This is a genomic window from Terrisporobacter mayombei (genome assembly GCF_020748465.1).
Lineage (GTDB): Bacteria > Bacillota > Clostridia > Peptostreptococcales > Peptostreptococcaceae > Terrisporobacter > Terrisporobacter mayombei.
Genome location: NZ_JAHZMP010000002.1, coordinates 714,200 through 738,170, shown reverse-complemented (window position 1 = coordinate 738,170; position 23,971 = coordinate 714,200). Strand labels below are relative to the sequence as shown.

At 27.9% G+C, this 23,971-nt stretch carries 25 protein-coding genes; 11 read left to right on the top strand and 14 right to left on the bottom strand.

All coding sequences use genetic code 11. The features are described 5' to 3' along the window. Positions 1–16 precede the first annotated feature (16 nt). Positions 17–373, bottom strand: coding sequence for a PH domain-containing protein (locus K0039_RS10130; protein WP_228104933.1), 357 nt, complete (start codon positions 371–373; stop codon positions 17–19). 260 nt (positions 374–633) lie between these two features. Between K0039_RS10130 and K0039_RS10125 the strand changes: the two genes are divergently transcribed. The 3 genes from K0039_RS10125 (at position 634) to lexA (ending at position 3,266) form a co-directional block, all read left to right on the top strand. Further along, positions 634–894, top strand: coding sequence for a stage V sporulation protein S (locus K0039_RS10125; RefSeq protein ID WP_148488892.1), 261 nt, complete (start codon positions 634–636; stop codon positions 892–894). A 464-nt stretch (positions 895–1,358) separates the two neighbouring features. Further along, positions 1,359–2,522: a tyrosine-type recombinase/integrase gene (locus tag K0039_RS10120; protein ID WP_228104932.1), complete on the top strand. Its 1,164-nt coding sequence runs from the start codon at positions 1,359–1,361 to the stop codon at positions 2,520–2,522. A 111-nt stretch (positions 2,523–2,633) separates the two neighbouring features. After that, positions 2,634–3,266, top strand: coding sequence for a transcriptional repressor LexA (gene lexA, locus K0039_RS10115; protein WP_228105058.1), 633 nt, complete (start codon positions 2,634–2,636; stop codon positions 3,264–3,266). 38 nt (positions 3,267–3,304) lie between these two features. Here lexA and deoD read toward each other — a convergent pair whose 3' ends face one another. Further along, the gene (gene deoD, locus K0039_RS10110) at positions 3,305–4,024 is read right to left on the bottom strand and encodes a purine-nucleoside phosphorylase (RefSeq protein ID WP_228104931.1); all 720 of its coding nucleotides are present in this window, start codon (positions 4,022–4,024) and stop codon (positions 3,305–3,307) included. A 151-nt stretch (positions 4,025–4,175) separates the two neighbouring features. After that, complete coding sequence (locus tag K0039_RS10105) at positions 4,176–4,808, bottom strand: hypothetical protein (protein ID WP_228104930.1); 633 nt, start codon at positions 4,806–4,808, stop codon at positions 4,176–4,178. A 149-nt stretch (positions 4,809–4,957) separates the two neighbouring features. Here K0039_RS10105 and K0039_RS10100 point away from each other — a divergent pair, with 149 nt between their 5' ends. Continuing rightward, the gene (locus tag K0039_RS10100; protein WP_228104929.1) at positions 4,958–5,911 is read left to right on the top strand and encodes a glycosyltransferase family 2 protein; all 954 of its coding nucleotides are present in this window, start codon (positions 4,958–4,960) and stop codon (positions 5,909–5,911) included. 65 nt (positions 5,912–5,976) lie between these two features. On the opposite strand, the gene K0039_RS10095 is transcribed toward K0039_RS10100, so the two are convergent. Both K0039_RS10095 and K0039_RS10090 read right to left on the bottom strand, forming a co-directional pair. After that, positions 5,977–6,882: an alpha/beta hydrolase gene (locus K0039_RS10095; protein WP_228104928.1), complete on the bottom strand. Its 906-nt coding sequence runs from the start codon at positions 6,880–6,882 to the stop codon at positions 5,977–5,979. Between the two features lie 141 nt (positions 6,883–7,023). Continuing rightward, positions 7,024–7,326, bottom strand: coding sequence for a phage holin family protein (locus K0039_RS10090; RefSeq protein WP_228104927.1), 303 nt, complete (start codon positions 7,324–7,326; stop codon positions 7,024–7,026). Positions 7,327–7,523: 197 nt separating this feature from the next. On the opposite strand from K0039_RS10090, the gene K0039_RS10085 reads away from it, so the two are divergent. The 3 genes from K0039_RS10085 (at position 7,524) to K0039_RS10075 (ending at position 9,721) form a co-directional block, all read left to right on the top strand. Beyond that, a complete protein-coding gene (locus K0039_RS10085) occupies positions 7,524–7,817 on the top strand; it encodes a DUF1540 domain-containing protein (RefSeq protein ID WP_228104926.1) in 294 nt (97 codons plus the stop codon). Between the two features lie 346 nt (positions 7,818–8,163). Next, on the top strand, positions 8,164–8,913 hold the full coding sequence (locus tag K0039_RS10080) for an ABC transporter ATP-binding protein (RefSeq protein WP_228104925.1): 750 nt from the start codon (positions 8,164–8,166) through the stop codon (positions 8,911–8,913). Continuing rightward, positions 8,903–9,721, top strand: coding sequence for an ABC transporter permease (locus tag K0039_RS10075; RefSeq protein ID WP_228104924.1), 819 nt, complete (start codon positions 8,903–8,905; stop codon positions 9,719–9,721). Before K0039_RS10080 ends, K0039_RS10075 begins: the two co-directional genes overlap by 11 nt. Before the next feature lie 38 nt (positions 9,722–9,759). Here the strand turns inward: K0039_RS10075 and K0039_RS10070 are convergent, their stop codons facing one another. The 4 genes from K0039_RS10070 to K0039_RS10055 all read right to left on the bottom strand — a co-directional run bounded on the left by K0039_RS10070 (position 9,760) and on the right by K0039_RS10055 (position 14,616). Beyond that, positions 9,760–10,719, bottom strand: coding sequence for an ABC transporter permease (locus K0039_RS10070; protein WP_228104923.1), 960 nt, complete (start codon positions 10,717–10,719; stop codon positions 9,760–9,762). Beyond that, the gene (locus tag K0039_RS10065; RefSeq protein ID WP_228104922.1) at positions 10,719–11,867 is read right to left on the bottom strand and encodes an ABC transporter permease; all 1,149 of its coding nucleotides are present in this window, start codon (positions 11,865–11,867) and stop codon (positions 10,719–10,721) included. The genes K0039_RS10070 and K0039_RS10065 overlap by 1 nt, the downstream gene beginning before the upstream one ends. Continuing rightward, positions 11,860–13,404 carry an ABC transporter ATP-binding protein gene (locus K0039_RS10060; protein WP_228104921.1) on the bottom strand — a complete coding sequence of 515 codons (1,545 nt, stop codon included), beginning with the start codon at positions 13,402–13,404 and terminating at the stop codon, positions 11,860–11,862. The genes K0039_RS10065 and K0039_RS10060 overlap by 8 nt, the downstream gene beginning before the upstream one ends. Before the next feature lie 132 nt (positions 13,405–13,536). After that, on the bottom strand, positions 13,537–14,616 hold the full coding sequence (locus tag K0039_RS10055; RefSeq protein ID WP_228104920.1) for a BMP family lipoprotein: 1,080 nt from the start codon (positions 14,614–14,616) through the stop codon (positions 13,537–13,539). A 235-nt stretch (positions 14,617–14,851) separates the two neighbouring features. Between K0039_RS10055 and K0039_RS10050 the strand changes: the two genes are divergently transcribed. From K0039_RS10050 to K0039_RS10040, 3 genes are all read left to right on the top strand, one after another. Continuing rightward, positions 14,852–15,859 carry an LCP family protein gene (locus tag K0039_RS10050; protein ID WP_228104919.1) on the top strand — a complete coding sequence of 336 codons (1,008 nt, stop codon included), beginning with the start codon at positions 14,852–14,854 and terminating at the stop codon, positions 15,857–15,859. Between the two features lie 53 nt (positions 15,860–15,912). After that, complete coding sequence (locus K0039_RS10045; RefSeq protein ID WP_228104918.1) at positions 15,913–16,890, top strand: LCP family protein; 978 nt, start codon at positions 15,913–15,915, stop codon at positions 16,888–16,890. Positions 16,891–16,990: 100 nt separating this feature from the next. Then, positions 16,991–17,539, top strand: a complete 549-nt coding sequence (locus K0039_RS10040) for an ABC transporter substrate-binding protein (protein ID WP_331476738.1) — start codon at positions 16,991–16,993, stop codon at positions 17,537–17,539. Between the two features lie 341 nt (positions 17,540–17,880). Here the strand turns inward: K0039_RS10040 and K0039_RS22230 are convergent, their stop codons facing one another. From K0039_RS22230 to K0039_RS10015, 5 genes are all read right to left on the bottom strand, one after another. Then, positions 17,881–19,107 (bottom strand): RES domain-containing protein, encoded by a 1,227-nt coding sequence (locus tag K0039_RS22230; RefSeq protein ID WP_228104917.1) that lies wholly within the window; start codon positions 19,105–19,107, stop codon positions 17,881–17,883. Positions 19,108–19,441: 334 nt separating this feature from the next. Further along, positions 19,442–21,745: a hypothetical protein gene (locus K0039_RS10030; RefSeq protein ID WP_228104916.1), complete on the bottom strand. Its 2,304-nt coding sequence runs from the start codon at positions 21,743–21,745 to the stop codon at positions 19,442–19,444. Then, positions 21,742–21,915: a hypothetical protein gene (locus K0039_RS10025; protein WP_228104915.1), complete on the bottom strand. Its 174-nt coding sequence runs from the start codon at positions 21,913–21,915 to the stop codon at positions 21,742–21,744. The genes K0039_RS10030 and K0039_RS10025 overlap by 4 nt, the downstream gene beginning before the upstream one ends. A gap of 12 nt (positions 21,916–21,927) precedes the next feature. Next, positions 21,928–22,323 carry a hypothetical protein gene (locus tag K0039_RS10020; RefSeq protein WP_228104914.1) on the bottom strand — a complete coding sequence of 132 codons (396 nt, stop codon included), beginning with the start codon at positions 22,321–22,323 and terminating at the stop codon, positions 21,928–21,930. Positions 22,324–22,555: 232 nt separating this feature from the next. Beyond that, positions 22,556–22,723 (bottom strand): hypothetical protein, encoded by a 168-nt coding sequence (locus K0039_RS10015; RefSeq protein WP_228104913.1) that lies wholly within the window; start codon positions 22,721–22,723, stop codon positions 22,556–22,558. Between the two features lie 345 nt (positions 22,724–23,068). Here K0039_RS10015 and K0039_RS10010 point away from each other — a divergent pair, with 345 nt between their 5' ends. Further along, positions 23,069–23,920, top strand: coding sequence for a hypothetical protein (locus K0039_RS10010; protein ID WP_228104912.1), 852 nt, complete (start codon positions 23,069–23,071; stop codon positions 23,918–23,920). The last annotated feature ends 51 nt before the right edge of the window (positions 23,921–23,971 follow it).

Here is a 23,971-nt window from a genome sequence, read left to right as displayed (position 1 = left end):
TTTTAATTTATATAACCTATTGAGAACTGTAATTAACCCTATCACCTATAGAAATACAGTTAAGGATATCCTCATATACAGGTTTATCTAATCCCATTATCTTAACAGGGTCTCCATTAGATTTCATATACAAGTATGCGCCATCTTCATTTTCTTTAATATGACAAGATGCTATATACTTATATTCATAGGACTGTAGTAAATGAGGATGGTCCCCTACCAATTTACAAAAGATCAATCTTCTATCAGAAGCTAACAATAAACCCTCTGTATCAAGTATATCAAAAGCAGTAATACTTTTTAATTTACATTCAGTAAAAAAAGTTAATTTTTCATTTTCTTTTAGAAAATAATTAAAACGACAAAGCTTCATTTAGTTCCTCCCAAAATACCAAATATATATTTTTATAACCCCTTTATAATATATTATATTTGATATTGATGTCTTGCATCAATAACTAACTACATAATTGACAAAAACTATTTTATTATAAAAAAAGGTATTTTTATTATAAGTATAGAAATAAATACTAAGTTAGATTTTTTAGTACTTTAAATTATTACTTTAATCATTATACTTATGTAAAATTGAAATTAAAAATTGTTTTAAAACAAATCAAGGAGGATATGGAAATGGAAGTATTAAAAGTTTCATCAAAGTCTAATCCTAATTCTGTAGCTGGAGCTCTAGCAGGAGTACTAAGGGAAAAGGGAAGTGCAGAAATACAAGCAATTGGTGCAGGAGCGCTAAATCAAGCAATAAAATCAATTGCTATAGCAAGGGGTTTTGTTGCACCAAGCGGTCTAGATTTAGTCTGTGTTCCTGCATTTACTGATATAGAGATTGATGGCGAACAAAAAACTGCTATAAAGCTAATTATAGAGCCTAGATAGTATAGAATTTCAAAAAATAATCATGTGGATTAACTACATGATTATTTTTTTATCATTTTTTTTAATATTTTCGAAAAGGTAAAATAAGTGATTTGTATGGGAATATATAATATTTATAAGTTTTTTAAGGAATCTATAAAATAATGTCCCATTATATAATAGCCATATCACGAGATGCTATGAAAGAGTTATTGTATAAATATAAAATTTAAAAATATTTTTAAATTTTAATAAGCCTAATAAATCATTATTAAAGTAAAAAGAGTGATATAGATAACTAGTTTCTAAATGTATATTTAGGGAATAGTAGTATATAATATAGCCTAAGAGGTACCCTTTTTGATATATTTCTTTATAATTCATATTACTTTAATTTTTATCATTATTTCATTACTTTTTATTGTAACTACACTATATTTGTGGTATTTTCATTAATGAAAATTGTTTTTAAGGTGGTATTTTATATGAGTAAAAAAACATTAAAAATTAATAATAAATCAGATAAACCTAATAACATAGTTTTAAAGGAACACGAACTTATAGAAAAAAGCATCTCTTTCGAAAATAAGCTTCCACCTTTTATGAAGGACTATTTTATATACTTAAAAGGTTCTGTAGCTGTTTCTACAAGATCTGCTTATTTAGAAGATATATGCTTTTTCTGTGACTACATAATTAATGAAACGGATATATCAAGCGCTCAATCAACAGAAGAAATTACACTTGAAGAATTTAACAACATTAAAGCTAGAGATGTTAACTTATTTTTAGGAGATTATTGCCCTAGATATTATAGAGATAGAAATAATACTACATTAATATATGAAAACAACAATCGCGCTTTAGCTAGGAAAAAATCATCCATCTCTACTCTATTTAAATTTCTATATAGAAATGAACAACTAGACAACAATATTACAGATGGTTTTAACCCTATAAAGCTTCCTAAGCCTCAACCAGACGCCATAAAGAGACTTGATATAGATGAGGTAGCTAGAATGTTAGACTCTGTAGAAAGCGGTCAAGGGCTAACAGATAAGGAATTAATTTATTGGGAGAAAACAAAACTAAGAGATAAGGCTATATTAGCTTTATTTGTTACGTATGGTTTAAGATTAAATGAGCTTCGAGAATTAAATATATCTTCATTTAATTTTTCTAGAGGTGAGTTTAAGATTTATAGAAAAAGAGGAAAAGAAGTTCTAATGCCAATAAATAAAACTTGCGAGTATGTGGTAAAAGACTATATTTATAACGAAAGACCTAATAGCGAGTTACTTAATGAGGAAGTAAAGGATGCTCTATTTTTATCTTTACAGAAAAAGCGTCTTACTCCAAAATCAATTAGACAATTAGTAAAGAAATATACATCCATATGCATGAACACTAGTAGGGAAAATGGTTATAGTCCTCATAAGCTAAGAGCAACAGCTGCTACTTCTCTTATTCAGTCTGGGTTTTCAATTTATGATGTAAAAACATTATTGGATCATGATAACGTCACTACGACACAACTATATGCTGCACATAAAAAGAATATAAAACGAGATATTGTCAATAATTTTGAATGGATAGATGAAAATAATGATGATTTAGAAGAAATTGATGAAAATAATGATGATTTATAAATAAATAAATTCAAGAACAAACGTTTGTGTCATAAGCTTCTATATGATACAATATAAATATATAGTTATTTTAGATAATTATTAGCATATTAATAAGAAATGAGTGATTTTATGTATATGGATTTAACAAACAAACAGGCAATGATCTTTGAATTTATAAAAGAACAACAATTAACTAAAGGTTATCCACCTTCAGTAAGAGAAATTTGTAGTGCAGTTGGTTTAAAATCTACATCAACTGTTCATTCACACCTTAATAAATTAGAAAAATTAGGTTATATAAGACGAGACCCTACAAAGCCAAGAGCAATTGAAATACTAAACGGTAATTCTTTAGGCGATGTTACAGGTATGAATCAAGAAATCATTCCTATACCCGTTGTTGGTCAAATCACGGCTGGAGAGCCTATATTAGCAGAACAAAACATAGAAGAATACATTCCCTTACCTTCAAACTTAATACAAGGTAAAGATAACTTTATATTAAAAGTTAAAGGTGAAAGTATGGTAGGTGCAGGTATATTAGACAAAGACTATGTAATAGTTGATAGAAATAATCATGCTTCTAACTCACAAATAGTAGTCGCTTTAATAAATGGCGAGTATGCTACTGTAAAGAGATTTTTTAAAGAAGATAGATTAGTTAGGTTACAACCAGAAAATGAATTTATGGATTCAATTATTTTAGATGAAAGAAATATTGAAATTGTAGGTATCGTAAGAGGTGTTTTTAGGACATTATAAAAAGTCTTCTACTAAAGTAGAAGACTTTTTATAATATATTATGCTAAGCTTAATGCTATTTCCATCATTTTTGTAAATGCTACTTGTCTCTCGTGAGAAGTAGTAGCTCTACCTTCAAGAGGACAGTCTGAAATAGTAAGTATAGCAAGTGCATTAACTCCTGCTCTAGCAGCATTCATATAAAGTCCTGCAGCTTCCATTTCTACACACATAACGCCCATTTTAGACCATTTTCTTAAACCTTCTAAACCTTCATCTCCGTAGAATACATCACTTGATAAAATGTTTCCTACATGAACATCTTTACCTTGTTCTTTTGCAACTTCTACAGCTTTAGAAAGTAATTCATAACTAGCTGTAGGTGCATATGTACCTGGTAAGTTATATTGTGAAGCAAAGTTTGAATCTGTACAAGCTCCCATTCCTATAACTATGTCATAAAGGTCTAGCTTATCACTTATAGCTCCAGCTGAACCTATTCTTATTAAATTTTTTACTCCATAAAAATGTATTAATTCGAATGAATATATACCTATTGATGGTATCCCCATTCCTGAACCTTGAACTGATATTCTTTTTCCTTTATAGTATCCTGTATAGCCATACATTCCTCTTACAGTATTGTACTCTGTTACATCTTCTAAGAAGTTTTCAGCTATAAATTTAGCTCTTAGCGGATCTCCTGGTAATAATACTGTTTCAGCTATATCTCCAACTTGCGCCCCTATATGAGGTGTTGGAACTGGTGATTTACTCATAGTGTTTCCTCCTATTATGTTACATACTTTCCATAAGTATATAATAATTCTTCTTTATTATATTATACACACAATTTAAAGTAAACATATAATTAATTTTAACAATCGTACAAACACTCTGCTATCCTAATATTAGCAAACATAAGTTTATTTAAACATTACCATTTAAAATTAAGCTTTCAATCATATTTGACAACTCTTCATCAGAAAATGAATTAAAAGATTTATCATAAAACTCTTTAAAGTATGAGCTTCTAGCAAATATTAAAAAAGATGATTTTTTTATATATCTATTAACTAGTTTTGCATCATCAATTAATAAGCTCTCTAACTTATCTTTATCTCCATACTTTTCTACGCCTGATATCACATCTATATAATTTCCATCATCAAAAGATATTAATGCTTCTTTATGTAATTCATTTTTAGCTTTGCTTATTTGTTTTAAATCACCTGTTTCTAATCTAAAATAGCTCCACTCTAAAGCTTCATCATAATAGTGAAAAGAAAGCTTAAGAGGACTTACTATATCAATAGTATTTTCCGTAATTAACTCTATACATTTATCTTCAGTTGAGAAATCAACTCCATATATACCTAGTTTTTTACCTTCTGGGTAAAAAATATTTGCCACCTTGTTACTAGATAGCGTAAACAATACATTCAAAATATCTATCTCATCGAACCATGCACACTCATTTGGAATAGCCGTTGGGAAAATCTTTATAATTTTTTCCTCCCAGTCTTGAACATTCTTACAAGTTCTATTCTCTTCTTTTGACATTAAAAAACCTCCTCATGTATAAAAAACATAAATTTAAACTATTATAATTATTATGAAAATATATGCTTTTTTATACATTTTAACTAATTATTCTTATTATTATATGATATACTTCTAATTAGTGATTCTTGCGAAAGGTGGATTTAATTATGTTCAAGCAAGCTAAACCAACTATCAGTATTATACTACCTGTGCATAATACAAGTTCTTATCTTGAAGAATGTTTAAACTCTATACATAATCAAAGTTTTAAAAACTATGAGCTTATTTGTGTTGATGATGGTTCTTCAGATAATTCTTACGAAATATTAAAAAAATACGAAAAGATAATCACAAACTGCAAGGTAATTCACCAAAGTAATCAAGGTGTTGCCAGTGCTCGTAATGAAGGATTAAGAAATGTAAGTGGTGACTACATAGTATTTATTGATAGTGATGACTTTATTGAATACAATTACTTAGAAAGGCTTTATAATGAGAGTTGTAATACAAATGCAGATGTAGTAATTTGCAATTTTTATAGATATTATGATAATTCAAAATTAAAATTACCAGTAGTATGTAAAAAAAGCTCTGGAATATACTCTAACTATGATATTTTGAAATCTTTAATACCAGATAACCTTATACATTCATATTTATGGAATAAACTATGGAAAAAAGAACTATTTGATAATATAAAGTTTCCAAGCATAAAATATGAAGATATTTCTATAATGTGTGATTTATTTTATAAGGCAAAAAAAGTATCTATAATTTCTGATTCTCTATACTACTATAGAATTAGAAAGACAAGTATTGTAAGAAGTTATTCTATTAGCACGCAAAATGATTATGTTAAAGCGTATGGCTTTATAAGATTATTTTTAAAAGAAAAAAATATATATGATAAGTTTAAATTTTCATTTACTTTATTATCTATAAAAGTATTCTTAGTAATGTTTTTCATTAATATATTTTTGATTAGTGAATATAAAAGTTTAAAAATTACTTTTGAAAATTTTGCCTCATTTTATAACTTTATTTCTTGTGCTAATTCATCAAGTTATAACTACTCTACAGAGCAAATAATGAATTTAGAAGTTTTACAATCTTCAAATTAAACAACAAATAAAAAAGCACAGAGTAAATTTCTATTCTGTGCTTTCTTATTGATTAGCGAGTTTTTTTATTTCATAAATTTAGCTATGAATTTAATTACCTTTTCCCAATACAAGTCACTATCAACTTTCTCACACTTTGCATGACCCGCATTATTGATTATTAACTTATCTTTATAAGCATTACAAGCATCGTATAATTCGTTTAACATATAAAATGGAACAAACTTATCTTTATCTCCATGTATAAACAGCGTTGGTGTGTTTGATTTTTTTATTTGATTAATAGCTGAAGCTTCACTTATAAAATATTTAGCTTTTATTTTTGCTATTATATTACATATATTTAACAATGGAAATGATGGCAATTTAAACATGTTTTTTAACTTATATGCAAGCTGTTCTTTAGCACCTGTATATCCACAGTCTTCAATAATTACCTTTACGTTTTTAGGTAACTCTTCCCCACTAACCATCATAACTGTAGCAGCTCCCATAGAAATTCCATGTAATAAAATTTGAGCATTTTTATCTTCATTTAAAATGTATTCTATCCACTTTATAATATCTAATCTATCGTGCCAACCCATGCCTATATAATGACCTTCACTTTTTCCATGGCCTCTTAAATCTGGCATTATAACATTATATCCTAAAGTGTAATACTTATAGGCTATGCTACTCATATACTCTGCATTTGTTGTATAACCATGAACTGTAATAGCCCATTTATTACTTTTATTTTCTTTTATTTCATATGCATGAAGTCTTAAGTTATCAAATGTATTTATGTAAACACTGCTTTTATCATTAAAATCATTAATCCAAAGATCTTCTTTTCTAAGTTCATTTTTATTATTACTATTAAATATGCCTTTTTTTGAGCTATTTGGATTTAAGGCATAATTATATAATTTATAAGCAATACAAATTAATATTGCTACAACAATTATTAATAAAACTAATATAAACATAATTATATACAAATTCCTTTCTCTTCTTTATCTAGAGTCAAAATAATATACTAGCATTATATCATATTAATATTAGAATATAAACGAATGCAATTTAATATCACATTCGTTTATATTATCTAATTTGTTATCTTAACTATTCTATTTATCACTATTATCTTTTACAGTAGTATTTTCTTCAGTGTCACTGTCTCGTTGTATTAGGTTTTTAAAGGCTTGATGTAATCCTGTACTTGATAATCCACTAATCATACCTGCTAGTGCAATATTAGCATCTATACCCTTATTTATTAATACATTGACCACAAGACCTAATACAGCCATAATCAATGGTATATATTTGTTTGGTATAAAATCCAAACTAGATTTTATTACATATCCTACACAAAGACAAATTCCAATAATAACGGGAACTTCAAAACTTACCAAAAAACTTAAGTCCATTATATCCACTCCTTACTTGTACATAGATATATTCCAACAATTTAAAATATATCATTTGTATAAATTATTCTAAAAAGTAATAAAATGTGCTATGATTTCAGGAATTAAATATACAAAATATCTAATATTTTACATATATAGAATGAAAATCAAATATTTGTGAATAATAATAAAAAGATAAATGGAGGGAAAATACAATGACATTAAATTGCTATGCTGACAATTGTATTTATAATAATTCAGGAATATGCTATGCTGGAAATATTGACATTTTAGGTTCTGGAGCAGCTACTTCAACAGGAACTAAGTGTGGAACTTTCAATCCAAACAAAAATGATCTTATGAACTGCACAAGTAATTCACTTGCAACGTCTGCTGATATAAAATGTAAAGCCAAAAAGTGTAAATATAATAGTATGGAAACTTGTACAGCTTCTAGTGTACAGATTAACTATAACAATACAAATTGTGATACTTTCATTTCTTATTGATATATAAGATAAACATAATACTTATATATCAATAATTTCTTTACTAAAAAACATCAGGTAGAGTGTTTATCTATCTGATGTTTTTTAGTTTTATTAATTATTTATTAAAATCCATTACAAAAAAGAGCCACTATGTTATAGCTGGTAATTGATAATCAGGATCTGCTACCAGTTTAATAAAAGAGCTTCCAGAAGAAAACAATGAGCTTACCATAATACCTGATAATTTTTATCACCTTTCGCCTTATTTGTTGTATTTTATTTATTCAAAAGAAAACTGGTACAAATACTTACTCCAATTAATACTATAATATATAGTCTTAAAACTTCATGGGGGGTGACTTAAATGGAGAGGATTATCAAAGTTACTGATCTTTGTAAAAATTTTTATTCAAAAGAAGGAGAACTTCAAGTTCTTCAAGATATTAACTTTTCTCTTCAACAAGGAGAAATTTTATCACTACTGGGGCCCTCTGGTTCTGGAAAATCAACAATATTAAATATACTTACTAAGCTTTTAAAGCCAACAAGTGGTGATGTTATTATTAATGGAACGATTGGTTATATGTTCCAAAGGGATCATCTCTTAGAGTGGCGAAGTATTATGGACAACATTACTATAGGTCTTGAAATACAAAAAAACAAAGACCCTAAAGCCATCAAAAGAGTTGAAAAATTATTAAAAACTTATGATTTATGGGATTTTAGAAATATGTATCCTAAAGAATTATCAGGAGGTATGAGACAAAGAGTGGCACTTATTCGTACCTTATCGGTAGACCCTGATGTTCTTTTGCTTGATGAACCTTTTTCTGCACTAGATTATCAAACAAGATTACTTGTAAGCGATGATGTCTATAGAATAATTAAGAATGAGAATAAATCTGCTATATTAGTAACACATGATATAAGTGAAGCTATAGCTATGGGCGACAAAGTAGCAGTACTATCAAAGCGTCCTTCTACTATTAAGAGTGAATATGACATAGACTTAGGACTTGGAGAATCTAGAACACCATTTGAGTGTCGTAAAGTTCCTAAGTTTCAAACTTATTTTGACTTATTATGGAAGGAGCTAGATAATAATGAGATTTAATGAAAAGTCTATTGAATACGAGAAATATTTAAAAAGTGTTAAATTGAGAAAAATTAAGGTCTTTATAATACAAATCGTTTTACTAATAGGTTTCTTTATTCTTTGGGAAGTATTAGCAGACAATAATATTATTAGTACTTTTTTATTTAGTAAACCTTCTGATATTTATAAACTATTTATATCTTATGTTTCGAACGGATTATTAATTAAACATATTGGTATATCAGTTTATGAAACAGTTCTTGGTTTAGTCATTGGTAGTACCTTAGGTATAATTATAGCCATTATGTTATGGTGGTCAGATACTTTAGCTAAAATTTTAGATCCATTCTTAGTAGTTCTTAATGCACTACCTAAAACAGCCCTTGCTCCTATTATAATCGTATGGGTAGGCGCAGGTATTGAAGGTATAGTAGTTACAGCAGTTGCTATTTCCATAGTTATTACTATCTTATCTGCTTATAATTATTTTAGAAATATGGACGAAGAAAAAATTAAAATGTTAAAAAGTTTCGGAGCTACAAAGAGTCAAATTCTATTTAAGCTTATTTTACCTGGCAATATAGGAAATTTAATAAATCTGACTAAAATAAATATAGGTATGGCTTGGGTAGGTGTTATAGTAGGTGAATTTTTAGTATCAAGATATGGTATAGGTTATTTAATTGTCTATGGAAGCCAAGTATTTAAACTAGATGTTGTAATGATGGGTGTATTTGTACTTGCAGTTTGTGCTTGGGGTATGTATGAAGTCGTTAATATAGTAGAAAAGTTTTATTATTACAGACAACGAAAAATTAAAGGATAGAAAAAAGTATTGCTTTTTAAGCAATACTTTTTCTTTATCTATCTACTTCCTTTGTCATAAGGTTCTCCAACAGCTCTTGGTGCTTGAGATGATTTTGACGTAAATGCTAGTACTATTAAAGTTGCCATAAAAGGAATCATTTTATATACATCGCTAGGTATATCTAAACTTGATAATAAGGGTATAACTGAATATGCTGATGCAATAGTCTTCATTAGGCCAAAGAAAAATGCTGCAAATAATACTCTTAACGGTTTCCATTGACCAAAAATCATAACAGCAAGTGCTAAGAATCCATATCCAGAAACTGTAGCATTAAAATTGGTAGAAGTTGGTATTACAAATACTAAACCTCCAAGTCCTGCAAGGGCACCAGAAATCAATACTCCTGAATAACGCATTTTATAAACACTAATTCCTACTGAATCAGCCGCTTGAGGATGTTCCCCACAAGCTCTAAGTCTAAGACCAAATTTTGTTTTATATAATACTATAATAGATATTACTAAAATAGCTAAACCTATGTATGTAGTTATATAGCAATTCTTAAAGAATAAATCTCCTATTATAGGTATATCTCCCAATATAGGAACTGAAGGAATTCTAAAAGTATTATTAAATGCAATTTGTTGTACTCCGTTTGTTTGCATCATTCTAGCTGCATAAATAGCAAAAGCTGGTGCAAACATATTTAAAGCTGTTCCGCCTATAATTTGGTCTGCTTTCATGTTTATTGCAGAGTATGCAAGTAATAATGAAAATGCCATACCTGTTATTATAGCAATAAATATTGCCATTATTAATAGTAATTGACCACTCATTTTATCTTGCATTTTATTTATAAATAAAACACTTGTAAAAGCCCCCATAATCATAATTCCATCTAAGGCTATATTTGTAACTCCACCTCGTTCAGTAAATACTCCTCCAAGTGCAACTATTAACAAAGGTATGGAAAAGAACATTGTTTGTTGTACTATTAAAAATAGTATATCCATTACTCTTCACTCCCTTCAGTAGCTTCTATAGTTTCTTTTTTAGAATCTTTCTTTTTTAGTATTTTGGGTAATATGGATCTAAAGAATAATGCAAAAGCACTAAAGTAAATAATGCAAGCTATAATTATATCAATTACCTCTGGCATAAAATTAAGAGTTTGTAAATAGTTTCCACCTAGAGTTAAGTAAGAAATAAATATTGCTGAGAATATTATTCCTAGAGGGTTTGATAGAGCAAGTAGGGCAACTGGTATTCCATTAAATCCTTCTATAGCTAAAACATCTACAACTTTAATATGTCTCCCATTTGCTCCTGATAGATAAAGTAATCCTCCACCTAGTCCTGATAAAGCACCAGATATTACCATAGATAAAATAATATTTCTCTTTTCATTTATTCCAGCATATTTACTTGCACTTGAATTAAATCCACAAGCCTTTAACTCATATCCAAATATGGTCTTATTTAATATAATATAAATTAAAATAGCTACAATAATAGCAATTACTATTCCTCCATTTACTGTGGAAATATCTTTGTAAGTACCTGTAGTATTGACAAAAACCTTATCCAATCCCCATTTTGGTAAATCTGCACTTACTAAACAATTTTGAGATATGGACTTGTTAGAATCATATATGTATAATTTAACTAACATATTACACAAATACATACCTATATAATTCATCATAATAGTTGAAATAACTTCATGTACATTATAATAAGCCTTTAATATTCCAGGAATCAATGCCCAAAGTCCACCAACAATTGCTGCAGCCAGCAGTGCTACTATCCAATGAAATGGTGCTGGTAAAAAAGTACACTTAACTCCTATAAATACTGCTGCAAAAGCACCCATTATAAATTGTCCTGGAGCACCTATATTAAATAATCCTGTTTTAAATGCAAATCCTACTGAAAGACCAGTTAGTATTAATGGTGTGGCAAAATAAAGAACTTGTCCAATACCTTTTGCTCCTGTACTAAATCCTCCTTCTAAAATTATGCCAAATCCTCTTACAGCTTGTGATGGATTACTTATTAATAAAATAATAAAACCAAAAGCAAGCCCTATTAATATGGCAAATATGGATGACATTGCACTATTAAAGCCATCACTACGTATTAGCTTATTTAACTTATTCATGGGCGCTCACCTCACTTATAATTTGTGTTTTAGATCCAGCCATATATAAACCTAATTCTTGAACTGTTACTTCTTCAGGTTTTAAGTCTGCTACTATTTTTCCTTCATAAATTACTAAGATTCTATCACTTAAGTTCATAACCTCATCCAGTTCAAGTGACACAAGTAAAATAGCTTTTCCCCTATCTCTTTCTTCTATTAACTGATTATGTATATACTCTATAGCTCCCACATCTAGTCCTCTAGTAGGCTGTACTGCTATTAATATTTCTGGATCTAAATCAACTTCTCTAGCTATAATAGCCTTTTGCTGATTACCTCCAGACATGCTTCTAGCAGTAGTCTTAGTACCTTTACCACTTCTAATATCATATTGGCTTATTAATTTATTAGTATATTTATCCACACTTCGAAAATTTATAAATCCTTTATTATGATAATCTTTAGTAAAATATCTTTTTAACATAAGATTTTCACCTAAGGAATACTCTAAAACTAGTCCATCTTTATGTCTATCTTCAGGTATATGAGCCATCCCTTTAATATTTCTTTTTCTAACACTTTCATTAGTAATGTCACTTCCATTTAAAGAAATACTTCCACTACTTATAGAGCCAAGCCCTGTTAAAGCATATACTAATTCTGATTGACCATTTCCATCGATTCCAGCAATACAAACTATCTCTCCCTTTTTAACATTAAATGACACATAATCAACTAGCTTCTTATTATTGCCTTTTGAATTTACGGATAAGTTTTTTACTTCCAATACAGTTTCTCCAATTTGTGGGATGATTTTTTCTATTTCTAAATTTACCTTACGCCCTACCATCATTTCAGAAAGCTCTTCTTTTGTAACATCACTAACCTTAACAGTGTCAATATATTTTCCTTTTCTAAGAACTGTACATCTATCTGACACTGCTTTTATCTCATTTAATTTATGAGTAATAAATAAAATGGATTTTCCTTCCTTAGCCAAGCTTTTCATTATTTTCATTAATTCTTCTATTTCTTGAGGAGTAAGTACTGCTGTTGGTTCATCAAATATTAAAATGTCGTTATCTCTATATAGCATTTTTAATATTTCCACACGTTGTTGCATTCCTACTGTTATGTCTTCTATAATGGCATCTGGCTCAACCATTAATCCATATTTTTCAGACAAATCTATAACTCTTTTTCTAGCATCCTCCATTTTTAACAGTCCATGACTAGTAGTTTCTACACCTAAAATTATATTTTGCAGTACTGTAAAGTTATGAACTAACTTAAAGTGTTGGTGAACCATACCAATTCCTAAGTCATTTGCATCATTTGGATTTTTAATATTTACTACCTCTCCATTTTTTTTAATTACACCTTTTTCTGGTTGGTACAAACCAAACAATACACTCATTAGTGTAGACTTTCCTGCTCCATTTTCACCCAATAAAGCATGTACTTCTCCTTTTTTTAGTTGTAAAGTAATATTGTCATTAGCTATTATTCCAGGAAATTCTTTAGTTATATCTAGCATTTCTATTACATGTTCCATAGATATCTCCTTACTAATTATTTATTTATTATAATTATACAAGAAAAAAAGTTTTTTTACAATTTTTGGAAATAATTCAATAAAAAAGTCAGTTCAAAAGAACTGACTTTTTACTTACTTTATAAAATATATTTATTTTACTACTTTTACAGATACAACACTAACATTTAAATCTGTTGCTTTTTTTACATCATCTTTTTGAAGTTTTATTTTTCCATTTGCTAAATCTTTGTAAACTTTATCGTAATCTTCTTTAGTGAATTTTTCAAACTTAGAATTTTCCATAGGAAGCTTAACACCATCTTTTTCTGCACCTAGTACTAAAGATTGTCCTCCTGGGAACTTGTCATTATAATAGTCATCTAAAGTTTGCTGAACTGCTGATGATAAACCTTTCATTGCAGAAGTTATTACTGTATCAGACTCACTGCTTTGGTCAACGTCAACACCTATAACTTTTTTGCCATCTATTGCTTTAGCTGCAGACATTACAGAGTTTCCTACAGCACCACCACATGCAAATATCACTTCAGTTCCATCAGTATACCAAGATGAAGCTAATGTTTGTACTTCTGGCGTAGCATCAAATCCACCAGTATAGTGATATTTAATATCTACTTTATCTAATTTTAACTCTTTTGCTGCAGCGTCAGCACCTTGAACAAAACCATAACCATAACGAGTTACAGCAGGTACTGCTATTCCACCCATAAATCCAAGTTTTGTATATCCTTCTTTAACAGCTGCATAACCTGCTAAATAACCAGATTGCTCTTCTGCAAATACTATACCTACAGCATTTTTACTTGTTTTATAATCTTTGCTATCTGCATCATGTGGATTACCATCTACTAATATGAAATGTACATCTGGATATTTGTCTTGAGCTATGTATATAGGCTCTTCAAATAAATATCCTGGAGTAACTACAACTTTAGCTCCACCTTTAACAGCTAACTCTATAGCCGCTAAATATGCATCTGTGGATTGTTCTGTTGGTTTGTAATACTCATGAGAGATATTGTGTTCTTTAGCATAAGCTTCTATTCCCTCCCAAGTACCTTGGTTAAATGATTTGTCATCAATTGTTCCTATATCAGTTATCATTGCAATTTCTTTACCCTCACTACTAGATTCATCTGATGAAGAACTACATGCAACTAGACCAAGTCCTAGGACACAAGACAGTAAAATAGATAAGATCTTTTTCATTCCTTAATTTCCCCCTATTATTTTTTTGACTTACAGTCAATATAATTATATTCCATTTTTTACCATTTTAAAAGTAGTTACTAATATTTTGTTAAATAATTTTAATTAATATAATAAAAATTTCAAATGTCAAAATAAGTAACAAATTGGAAAAGATTTCAATAATTCCTTGCCCTAGCATATTTGTGTTGGTATAATTTCTACTATAAATATAAATCAGATTGGGTGATGGAAAATGTCAAATTACAAAAAAATTATACTTTGTATAATATCCCTTATTATCATAATACCAGTGTCAATTTATGGATATTTACAATACAAACTGAAAGATGTAACAGTATCATCTACTTACAAATCTAAAATCAAAGAAGTTGATGGTATAACTAATATTTTATTACTTGGAACAGATGGTAGAAAAGGTGAAACTGCCTTTAGAACAGATTCTATGATTATTCTTACTATTGATAATAATAATAAAAATATTAAACTTACTTCTTTGGCAAGAGATACTTATGTCAATATACCAGGTAGAGATAAAGGTAAATTGAATACTGCATATTTTTGGGGAAAAGAAAATCTTTTGTTTGAAACAATTGAAAATGAATTTGGTATAGGTCTAGATAAATATGTAATCGTAGACTTCACTTCTTTAATGGATATTATTTATGCTTTAGATGGCGTAGAAATAAATGTTAAAGAGTCAGAAATAAAGGAAGTGAATAAATTTATTCCAGAATGCTATAAGTTCTGTAAAAATCCTAATAAAGGAGAAATGGAATTAATAAAAGAACCAGGTAAACAAACATTAAATGGTTATCAAGCTTTATCTTATAGCCGTATTAGAAAAGCCGATAGTGCTATATTTAGAGATGGTAGACAAAGAAAAGTTATTAATGCCATTATGAAAAAATACCAAGATGTGTCTTTTACAAAATATCCAGAGTTAATAGATGCCATAATTCCATATGTTACAACAAATTTAACTTCTAATGAAATTACTAGTCTTGCATTTACAGGACATAATATTTTAGCTGGGAAATCACTTAAAACAACTTTAAAAGAAGGCGAATTCCCTATTACAGATGAAATACATTCAAAAGGTGGAATATATGGAAATTCAGGTTGGGTATGGGTATATGATACTAATTCCACATGTGTATTAAGAGATTTTATATACAAAAATATAGACATGAATGATAATGAATATTTAAAAAACAATAGTAATATCTCTCTAAACTATTAAAAATCTTTATCTAGAATTTCTTTTAAACTTTGAATATATAAAGGAGTATAAATATGTCTCGTGGGAAAAAGATTGTCATAGCTTTAGTTATAGTACTTTTATTATTACCTATGGCTGTTTTCGGGTTTCTTTATTACAAAATAAATAATATAGATACTAATGAGCAAGTCGAGGGAGTTACCAACATATTATTACTGGGAACTGATGGTAGAGAAAATGAAAGCGCATACAGATCTGACTGCATGATGATACTTACTATTGATAATACACACAAAAGTGTAAAATTAACTTCTTTAGCACGTGATACATATGTTGAAATACCAGGTGAAGGTATGGGTAAGCTTAATGCATCATACTTCTGGGGCAAAGAGCAGTTATTATTTAAAACTATAAAAAATGAATTTGGAATAGATATTGATAAATTTATTCAAATTGACTTTGAAGGATTAATGGATGCAATAACAGAACTTGGAGGAGTGGAAGTAGATATTACTGAAAAAGAAATGAAAGCTGTGAATAAATTAGTACCTTCCACATATGAGTCTTATAATAATCCTGATAAAGGTAAAATGAAGTTAATTCCAGGTTCTGGTGTACAAACATTAACAGGTTATCAAGCTATATCTTATTGTAGGATTAGAGATATAGACAGTGCCATTTATAGAGATGGTAGACAAAGAAAAGTAATAATGGGTGTAGCATCAAAATTAAAAGGTCTTTCTTTATCTGAATATCCAAAATTAATAAAATCTTTACTTCCATGTGTAAATACTAATATGGGGTCTATTGAATTATTAAATATTGGAACATCAGCATATAATATTTTATCTAAAGATGGTACTATTAAACAGGGACAATTTCCTATAATAGATGAAGTACACTCCAAGGGTGGAAAATATAAAGATGCTGGCTGGGTATGGTTATATGATAAAAATTCAGTAGTTGTTTTAAAACAATTTATCTTTGATGATATCCCAATGGAACATAATAAATACTTAAACGAAACAAATAAGATAGAACTAAATCATTAAACATTTTAAAGAACATATACAATATATGTTCTTTTTTTGTAACACATATATCCCCCTTTTAATATAATATATTATCGTTAATTTATAGGGGGATATATATATGCATAAAAAGATTATTGCTCTTGCAAGTGCTCTTTCTCTAGGAGCGTGCTGTCTTACTGGTTGTGCTTCAAATAACCAGGCTACAAAGGATAAAGAGTTAGATAAGGTTACTGTGGCTGAAGTAACACACTCTGTTTTCTATGCACCTCAATACGCAGCAATTACACAAGGTTTCTTTAAAGAAGAAGGCATTGAATTAGATTTAATAGATGCACAAGGTGCTGATAAGACTATGGCAGCTTTAATTTCTGGAGAAGCTGATATAGGTCTTATGGGTCCTGAAGCTTCTATATACGTGTATAAACAAGGTAGCGATGATTATGCTATTAACTTTGCACAATTAACAAAGAGGGACGGAAGTTTTATAATATCTAGAGATAAAAATGATAATTTTACGTATAAAAATTTACAAGGAAAAGAAATTCTAGGTGGAAGAGCTGGTGGAGTTCCTTTAATGACATTGGAATACTTATTAAAAAATCAAGGTTTAACTATTGGTGAAAATACATCTAAAGGCCAAGTAAATGTTCGTACAGATGTTCAATAATCAGTATGACCATAACAGTTATGAATTATATAGTATAAATATATAAATATAGATTAAATGTTAAAATTAAGTTAAATAGGAATATTTTTATAATCAAAAATCATACCCTGTATTAGTGCATTATCTAAACGCAGTGGTCTACAGCTCGCTGGAGATAGTTAGTGCACGGTTTAATACGGTTAGGGTTTATAGGGTGAGTGTATACTTTTTTGTATATACTCACTTTTTATGTAATAATTGATTAAATTTATATAATTATTATATAAAAATAGTAGGAGCATAGCTCCCACCTCTTTGGTTCGTAATATATTAAAATGGTGAACTTCTTTTTAATATATTATCTATCTGATATTAAAAATATCTGCTTTCTCATGTTCCAAATTAAAAATATAGTTATCAAAATTTGCAAACTCAGTCCATATATATTTTATATATTTACCACTTAAAATAATTGAACCTTCTATAAAGCCATCTAAATTAAAGCATGTATTAATGTAACTTTTTCTAATGCAAAATTTATTCTTTCCACCCATTTTTGTAAATTCAGATAAGTTGACAGGCTCTGTCAATGAAATATTTTCACATATATCTGCGTAGTTATCTCTTTCGCTCTTAAGTTCGAATTTTTTATTTATTTTCATTGGAATTGCTAAATTTATACATTGTGGGAATGCAATTACACTATTTTTAACTTTTTTAGAAGCATAAGCTATTCCATCAATTTTTAATTCACTTAAACATTGCATTATTAATTGTGAAACTATATACTCAGATTTAAATTTCCTTTCTTTATTTTTAATAGAAAATGAAGTTGCATATACTAATGGTATTACTTCTATCATGTATTCTAATAATTTAATATTACTATCTCTTTTATCTCCCTTAAATCTCATACTATTTCTTGCTTGATTATTAATCAATTCCTGGTCAATAACTAAATTTAATATTTTTAAACCTTTAGGTAGTTCAAATGATGAACTATTAAATACACTATCCTGAGGCTTATCCATTTCTAGCCAGCATACATATGATGTCGTACCTAAGTATAAACAAGGCACTCCTGGTATACTAAATCTTTGTGTAGATACCAATTCACGATTACAAAATGGTATATGTAACATATCTTTTTTTTCAAAAGTTGAATTACCTATCCTTGCTTTAAAAAAAGATAATGGATATTTATTCATAATATCATAATCATTTATACATCTATCTTCTATTTCGTCAAGTAAATCTGAAAATGGTGCTACACCTCTAAATGCATAACTTTTATCTAACTCAGATATTATAAAATCATTTGAAGTATATTTTTTTAATAACTTAATTATTTTATTTTTAGCCTTTGCTATATCTGCATTATAATAATCTTCCACACTTTTAATTATCAATTTAACATTGTCTTCTACATTCTTAATAGCATTTTCTGAAATATCATTTATATTTTTAATATAATTTTTATAACTATTTAATCTCTCCTTTAATTTTAAATAATAATCTTTATCATAATCTAATTTAATAGGCATAGTAAAATCTACTAAATTTATTTTATCAATATCAATCTTATCCACCTCTAAATCTCCTTATATCACTGTAAAGTTTCATATTTAGTAATTCGTTTTCAAAATATAATTCTCTATAAAGTATAATCAATACTTCTTTTACTCTATTTAATTTGACATCATTTTTATATTTATTGCCTCCTCATGAAATATATTACTTTAATTCGCATTATATAACAATTGCGACCTTTATAATATTATAACATTAACTCAATACTTACATTGTATTTAGAGTGTTTTTGTCACCTTTTACTTTTCAAAATGTCTTGATATTACTTTAATACACAGGTTTCCCACAGATTTTGGAGTATTATGATTTCCTTGTAATTAAAAAAGCTACCTATTAACTAGGTAGCTTACATATAAAGCTTGAATATCCATCATCTTCATTTTTAATTAAACATAAAGCATGATATCTTTCTAGCTCTGTTAAATCTGTTTCAGTATATCCATCCTTTTCAAAATATACTGATAAACCTTTATATGCTTCTGGATCACATCCACTAATTAGTATAAAACTTGCCCCACTTGATAATAATGACTTTTTACACTTAGCTGTTAGTTGATCCAAATAATGCATAGCTAATGTAAATGTTAAATTATATTTCCTGTGCTCTACTAGTATATCTTCTAATAACAATTGTGCATGAGGACATTGATGCAATTCATTAATAAACACTTCAGTTTGTATATTTTTATCAGCTTCTTGTTTAGCAATCCATATCTTTTGTAGATAAAAAGTGCACATTAAGTCTTTTAACATTTTAGTCTTAAATGACTTATGAGGTATCTTTATTAATATAACTTTTCTTTCATTCATAGCTTTTACAAAATCAATATTATTTGAGCCATCTTTCATAAAAGCTTTTTTAGTATAAAAACTAGCGCTTTTTAATTTAGCTACCCTATCTAAAATTCCATCTATTTTACTATCGTAATTTTCAACATTACCTTTTTTATCTGCTTTATCTAATTCTCGTAAATCTTCTATCTCTTCTGATAATTCTATCTTTCCTTCTTTATCTAAATTATTAATTATATTGGTTCTATAATCTGGATTCTTTAATATATTTATTATTTCTTTAAAGCTGCTATTTACATTATTATAAAAAGCTACAGTTCCAGCGCAGTACAAGTATCTTAACATTCTAGGTGATAATTCACTTTTGACATCATTTATAGTATCAAGTAATAATTCAAACTGTTGCGCTTTTTGCATAGATACTTCAATTTTAACATCTAAACTATCATCTAATTTATATGTCAATTCATTAATTAAAAATGCTTGTAATTCATCATCTCTATTGCTATTTATTTCAATAAGTTTTTCCTTTGGTACTCTTTTCTTTATATCATCCGCTAATTGACACTCATCTATATAATCAATTACAAATAAAGATCTGTTAGCTTTAATTATGTCTTCTGATAAATTGCCCATATAATAATCTTTTCCAGCTCCTTGGCTCCCCATTAATACCCTGCTCATCCTTTTCATTTGTTCATCTGTAGAATAATATACTTCTTGTGTATTTTCTTTATTCTTAACCTTGCCTATCCTTATTTCCCCATTATCTAAACATTTAGGAGCTTTAAGTTCTAAAACTTTGTTATGTTCTATCATGTTAAACTGCTTTATTACATCGGTGGAAGGCATGTTAATAAAATTGCTACATTCTTCTACTGTGGTTTTATTTATACTAACATTTTTTATAACTGTCTTCTTTAAATCTACATTTTTAGTTATTTTAGTTACAATTAATCGGTTATTATCTTCTACAGATTCAAAAGTGTTACCTAAAATTCTTCCTAATTCATTTTCTCTCTCTTTTTTACTACTTTTGGTCAATAATATTATTTGACTTTTACATATTTCTTTATGAGCCTTTCTTTTAGTGCTATAAGAAGCTTCTATTTTCATAGGATTAAACGTATTACGGTTATTTTGTGAAGTGCTTAAAAGACTATCTATTAAATCGTTTATAAGCCTAATAAAAATTTTTAATGAAATTACAACATAATCTTTAGTTTTTTTAGACTTTTTAAGATTTTCTCCATTTTCAAATTTATTTAATGTCTCTTTATAAGTGATTGCTCTAAAATAATTAGATTCTTTTTCACTAACAGGGATAAAATTGTATAAGATACCACAACTTTCGTTTTCTTCTAATATATTAACTATAGACATATTAGAATTTAACAAATCATTGTTTCTCTTATCAACTGCAATAGATAATCCATCCTCTTTTTCATAATGTACATCAAACTTTGTACAAATATTTACAACAATAGGCATTTCATCTACTATTTTTATTTCAATATTCTTCCAACAATCTTTAAATTTTGCTTTAAATTTATTTAAATGTATCTTTGGAATAATAAAAAAGAACTTCACTGAGTGTTTTTCGATGTGTATATAAAAACTCGCTTTAGGCATTTCCTCTAAGATTATTTTTTTATTGGCTTGATAAATCAATTTGTTTGTCTTTTTGAACATTGAATTGATAAGAGTAGCTATTTGTTCTGTATTATTATTTCTATTTGATTTCGTCACAATTAGTTCTGCAAAACAATATTCGCATTTTCTATATTCGAAGTAATCTGATACTTTTATGGATCTAACTTTACCAGAAATTACATTACTAATCATTTTAAACACTTCCCTAAGATTGATAATACTAAATATATACCTATTGAAATAGAAGCTGTATTCTTACACTTTTGCAATCCAAAAGCATAAAGAATAATTCCTATTAACCCTACTATTAAACACCCATTATAGCTGCAAGCTAATACTATAGTAATAACTTTTTCCTTCATATTATATACCCCCTAAAAATTAATCTTAGAAAACATATTAAACAAACTAGGATATAGTCTTATTAATACATAAGTTAATAAGTATTGCATTCCACTTGTAGTAGCATCCTTAAAACTTCCCCCAGCTATCATAGTAGACATCATTTCTTTTAATCCTAAACCTAAGAAACTATATTTAGCTAATACAAGTAGCATATCTATAATTTGTCTAGCTGAACTATTTAAAGAAGTTTCGAAGCTTTCTGCATAAACAATACCATTGCTTTTCATTACTAATGCTATCAGTAGCACTAATCTTGAGTATATAACCTTGTTCCTTTTGACATGATTTAAAAATCTTTCTATTGCATCTAACTTTTCCTGTTCATCTAAATGTAAAAAATCTGAAATAGTGTAATATCTTACCATCTATAAAATCCCCCTTAGAAGTGAATAATATTCTTAATATTTTTATCGGAGGTTAAGAAATGAATGCTGGTATTTATTTTGGATTAGCTGCACTTTGCGAATTATTGAGACATTTAATATAAAAAGAAGGGTATCTATTATATTTATAGAATAAATCAAAATAGAATTATATATCATATAGTTCTAACCCTTTAGAGTGCTATGAGGTTTCCAGGCCAGTAGCACTCTTTTATTATTCTTTATTGATTTCTTCCAGCATCTTTTCTCTTAGCACGTTTTTAATATAATTACTCTTACCATACTCTAAAAATTTCTGCTCTAGCCAATCTAAAAGAATCTGATCATCTAAAGTTGATGTTTTAAAGCTTATATTAATTATAGTAGGTTTGTTACTAGCCACATTATCACCTCTTTAATTATTATTCAAATTTTATTTATAAAATGTATAAATTTTACACATATATTATTATATAAATATTGTATAAATCCTTTTTTCTTAATTTATTCTATGTAAGTTTTTAATACTTGTTACATAATTTTTATTTAAAATTTATATAAATTTATGTAACTTTTATATAAATCACTGCATATATATAAGCAAGTAAAAATTAAGGAGTATATATAATGAAAGAAATGATTATTTCTACACTTTTAAAAAATAGATACCATAATATGTAATATTTTTGACCAGAAATTAATTTTTATAGTATTTTGTGCTACTATTATTAAATGAGGAGGGTATATAATGAAGAAAATATTAAGTTTAGTGATAAGTTTAATTATAGTAATAGGAATGGTTGGATGTAATACAACAAAACAAGCGGTAAATGATGCTAAACAGGACGTAATAGAAAACACAACAGATTTAGAATCAATGGATAAATATGTTCAAGATTTATTAAGTAAAGCTTTTGTTGATGGCGATGTTAGTGTTAGTACAACAAAAGATAAAGATATATATGTTACAACAATTGCTATTATAGACAACAAAATAGATTTGCAAGGGTTAACTAAAGACGAAATAAAACAACAATCTAAAGAATCTGGATTAACAAAAGAATGTGATGAGTTTGTAAAACAGATAACAGAATACTGTGCTAAACAAGGAATAGACACTAATATATTATTTAACTTAACAGATAGTAACTGGATTAGTGCATATGAGTACAGATATGACAACTTACAAAATACAGATGAACAATCTAACAACAACACTAAGAAAACAACTGACAAACGCAGTGAGAGTGTTAAGAAGACAACTAAATCATCAACTAAAACTAGTACTAAAGATTCTAATTATGATGAAGATGGTTTTTATAAGGGTGTTAAAGATGGTACACATTTAGGAGAAATGAATAATGGTTGTGTTATATGTGGTGAAGAAAGTAACTACATGATGACTTATAAAGGTACACTATATTGCCATAACTGTGGTATTAGAGAACAGGTAAAAGATGAAAATAAACAACATAAAAAGGATGCACTAGAAAGAGAGAAACAAAGAGAAGAAGAGAAAAAACAATGGGATGCACAGAAAACAACTAGTGATGACGATGCAGATTGGGACAAATATTATAATAGTGGGAGCGAAGAATAGATGAATGTAGATGTAGATTTTAAAGAACGACTTGAAAATATGAATATGACA

Excerpts from the sequence above, each read along its gene's own strand:
- K0039_RS10130 (WP_228104933.1), bottom strand. The coding sequence starts at position 373 with ATGAAGCTTTGTCGTTTTAATTATTTTCTAAAAGAAAATGAAAAATTA.
- K0039_RS10125 (WP_148488892.1), top strand. The coding sequence starts at position 634 with ATGGAAGTATTAAAAGTTTCATCAAAGTCTAATCCTAATTCTGTAGCT.
- K0039_RS10120 (WP_228104932.1), top strand. The coding sequence starts at position 1,359 with ATGAGTAAAAAAACATTAAAAATTAATAATAAATCAGATAAACCTAAT.
- lexA (WP_228105058.1), top strand. The coding sequence starts at position 2,634 with ATGTATATGGATTTAACAAACAAACAGGCAATGATCTTTGAATTTATA.
- deoD (WP_228104931.1), bottom strand. The coding sequence starts at position 4,024 with ATGAGTAAATCACCAGTTCCAACACCTCATATAGGGGCGCAAGTTGGA.
- K0039_RS10105 (WP_228104930.1), bottom strand. The coding sequence starts at position 4,808 with ATGTCAAAAGAAGAGAATAGAACTTGTAAGAATGTTCAAGACTGGGAG.
- K0039_RS10100 (WP_228104929.1), top strand. The coding sequence starts at position 4,958 with ATGTTCAAGCAAGCTAAACCAACTATCAGTATTATACTACCTGTGCAT.
- K0039_RS10095 (WP_228104928.1), bottom strand. The coding sequence starts at position 6,882 with ATGTTTATATTAGTTTTATTAATAATTGTTGTAGCAATATTAATTTGT.
- K0039_RS10090 (WP_228104927.1), bottom strand. The coding sequence starts at position 7,326 with ATGGACTTAAGTTTTTTGGTAAGTTTTGAAGTTCCCGTTATTATTGGA.
- K0039_RS10085 (WP_228104926.1), top strand. The coding sequence starts at position 7,524 with ATGACATTAAATTGCTATGCTGACAATTGTATTTATAATAATTCAGGA.
- K0039_RS10080 (WP_228104925.1), top strand. The coding sequence starts at position 8,164 with ATGGAGAGGATTATCAAAGTTACTGATCTTTGTAAAAATTTTTATTCA.
- K0039_RS10075 (WP_228104924.1), top strand. The coding sequence starts at position 8,903 with ATGAGATTTAATGAAAAGTCTATTGAATACGAGAAATATTTAAAAAGT.
- K0039_RS10070 (WP_228104923.1), bottom strand. The coding sequence starts at position 10,719 with ATGGATATACTATTTTTAATAGTACAACAAACAATGTTCTTTTCCATA.
- K0039_RS10065 (WP_228104922.1), bottom strand. The coding sequence starts at position 11,867 with ATGAATAAGTTAAATAAGCTAATACGTAGTGATGGCTTTAATAGTGCA.
- K0039_RS10060 (WP_228104921.1), bottom strand. The coding sequence starts at position 13,404 with ATGGAACATGTAATAGAAATGCTAGATATAACTAAAGAATTTCCTGGA.
- K0039_RS10055 (WP_228104920.1), bottom strand. The coding sequence starts at position 14,616 with ATGAAAAAGATCTTATCTATTTTACTGTCTTGTGTCCTAGGACTTGGT.
- K0039_RS10050 (WP_228104919.1), top strand. The coding sequence starts at position 14,852 with ATGTCAAATTACAAAAAAATTATACTTTGTATAATATCCCTTATTATC.
- K0039_RS10045 (WP_228104918.1), top strand. The coding sequence starts at position 15,913 with ATGTCTCGTGGGAAAAAGATTGTCATAGCTTTAGTTATAGTACTTTTA.
- K0039_RS10040 (WP_331476738.1), top strand. The coding sequence starts at position 16,991 with ATGCATAAAAAGATTATTGCTCTTGCAAGTGCTCTTTCTCTAGGAGCG.
- K0039_RS10030 (WP_228104916.1), bottom strand. The coding sequence starts at position 21,745 with ATGATTAGTAATGTAATTTCTGGTAAAGTTAGATCCATAAAAGTATCA.
- K0039_RS10025 (WP_228104915.1), bottom strand. The coding sequence starts at position 21,915 with ATGAAGGAAAAAGTTATTACTATAGTATTAGCTTGCAGCTATAATGGG.
- K0039_RS10020 (WP_228104914.1), bottom strand. The coding sequence starts at position 22,323 with ATGGTAAGATATTACACTATTTCAGATTTTTTACATTTAGATGAACAG.
- K0039_RS10010 (WP_228104912.1), top strand. The coding sequence starts at position 23,069 with ATGAAGAAAATATTAAGTTTAGTGATAAGTTTAATTATAGTAATAGGA.